At 46.0% G+C, this 2336-nt stretch carries 1 protein-coding gene; it reads left to right on the plus strand.

The annotated features are described in order from the left end of the window. On the plus strand, positions 1-2336 hold a 2336-nt coding region (locus BMY75_RS17395), incomplete at both ends, for a glycoside hydrolase family 9 protein (RefSeq protein ID WP_074836461.1).

The raw sequence follows: 2336 nt of genomic DNA on the forward strand, positions 1-2336 counted from the left end.
GTGGCGATTACCGCTGGTTTATCGGCAGCAGCCGCATCTGCACCTATGAGTGTGTTTGCAGAAGATGAACAGATACTTATCCAGTCTGACTTCGAGGCAGGCATAGGTCTTCCCTGGTACGCCTTGGAGACTGAACCGGCACGGCAGGACTTCGATATTTCAGACGGCACTTACAATGTAGAGATACTGAACAACGATGGTCCCGAGTCAAGATGGGATCTTAGTCTCCGTTGCAAAGATTTAGTGATACGAAAGGGTCATACTTACAAGGTACACTGGGAGGTCAATTCTTCCAAAGAGGGTGAGATGTATACCATGATCGGCAACAACAGCGGTGTGGTCGAAGTATGGCACAACAACAGCGGCAATGATAATTACAATCAGACGTGGGAATGCGTAAAGATCGCTAAAGGCGACAACACCTTCGATGCTGAATTTACAGCTAAAGAAGATATTGATAATGCTATATGGGAATTTCAATACGGCGGACAGGGTGTTTATCAGCCGCATGACTGCTTCCCTAACGGTACTGTCCTCAAATTCGATAATCTGTCTCTGATCGACACTACCGGTGGATATAGTATCGATAGTGATAATAACGATTGGGGCGTTGTAAGACCCGAAAGCAACGTTCGCCTGAATCAGATCGGTTATTATCCTCAGCTGGAAAAGAGGGCTTCTTACGTTACCGATGCTGATAAGCCACTGGATTTTGAGATACGTGACAGATCGGGCAACGTAAAGTACACAGGCAAGACGAAGGTATTCGGCAGCGATCCTGATTCAGGTACAGGCAAGACTACTACTGTTAAGATAGGTAGTCAGATCGTTACCAGACTCAAGGACAGCGGTTCTAATGTACATATCATTGATTTCTCTGACTTCAAGACCGAGGGTACATACACCATCTTCGTTAAGGATACAGTCGGCGTAAACGGCACTCAGGTGATGAATTCTAAGAATGCAAACGATACAAAGCTCAGCGGTGATAAGCTTTTATGGAGAAATCCCGTAACTATGAAAACTTATACGATGAACGAGAGCAGTACATTCAGGATAGACAGAAATATCTATGACGATCAGCTGCTGAAGGATTCCATTAACTACTTCTATCAGAACCGTTCAGGTGTCCCGATAGAGTCTGAGTACATCACATCAGGTGATAAGTCCGCACTGGCACACAGCAGATATGGTCATAACCTCGATATGGCTTATGTACAGAGCAAGTGGTATAAATCTTATTCCAGCGACTTCAGTGAAGGCGAGAAGGATAAGCAGATCGACGTTACAGGCGGATGGTACGCTGCAAGCGACCACGGTAAGTACGTTGTCGAAGGCGGTTTCTCCGTATGGACACTTCAGAACGCTTATGAGTTCTCCAAGAGGAGAGGCAATACTCGCAAGTGGACTGACGGCACGATAGCTGTCCCCGAAAATAAGGATAATGCTCCCGATATACTTGATGAAGCAAGGGTAGAGCTTGAGTGGATGTTCAAAATGATAAATGAGGACGGCTTCGTATATCATTCGGTGCAGGATCATAAATGGGCAGGTTTTCCGATCACACCCTGGATGGATGACACACAGCAGGGCTTTGAACCTGTCCGTATCGTCAGACCTCCTACGTATGCAGCCACATTCAACATGATCGCTTGTGCTGCACAGGCTTCACGTCTGTGGAAAGGCATAGATGATGACTTCTCAGAAGAGTGTCTGCAAAATGCCCAGAACAGCTGGAAGGCTATCATGGCTAAGCAATCCAATTGGGACGTTAACAGGGGCTATCACTATAAGGATCCTTACTTCGCTCCTTCTGAATACGGCGTAAACAACATTTTCGGTGACACCTATGTAGTTGACGATGCTTACTGGGCAGCTTGTGAGCTTTATGCAACAACAGGGGACGCGGATTACTATGATTTCTTAAAGGACTATAAAAATTGTAATGATCCGTCAGGTCAGGATAAGGCATTCAGCCTGACTTCCTGCTTGAGGGGCGGCGAGAACGATCGATCGTTCGGTTCCTTCAATTGGGGCAATACTGCGGGTCTGGGCACCCTTTCACTCTACCTGAGCGACAAGACATCTTCTGCTGACAGGAAGACTATCGCCAATTCTATCCAAAATATTGCTGATCAATACCTTATTCAGATGAGTAAAGAAGGCATGGGCATACCTTACAAGAGTATGACTACCGAGGACTATATCGGTGGCGATAAACCAGAATTCACAGGTTATGAATACGGCTCCAACTCCTTCGTTATCAACAACGCTATGGTCCTGGCTTATGCTTATGATACTGATAACGGCAAATATATTTATCGGAACGGTGCTGC

The sequence above is a fragment of the Hominimerdicola alba genome (assembly GCF_900109655.1).
In the GTDB taxonomy this organism is placed as follows: domain Bacteria; phylum Bacillota; class Clostridia; order Oscillospirales; family Ruminococcaceae; genus Hominimerdicola; species Hominimerdicola alba_B.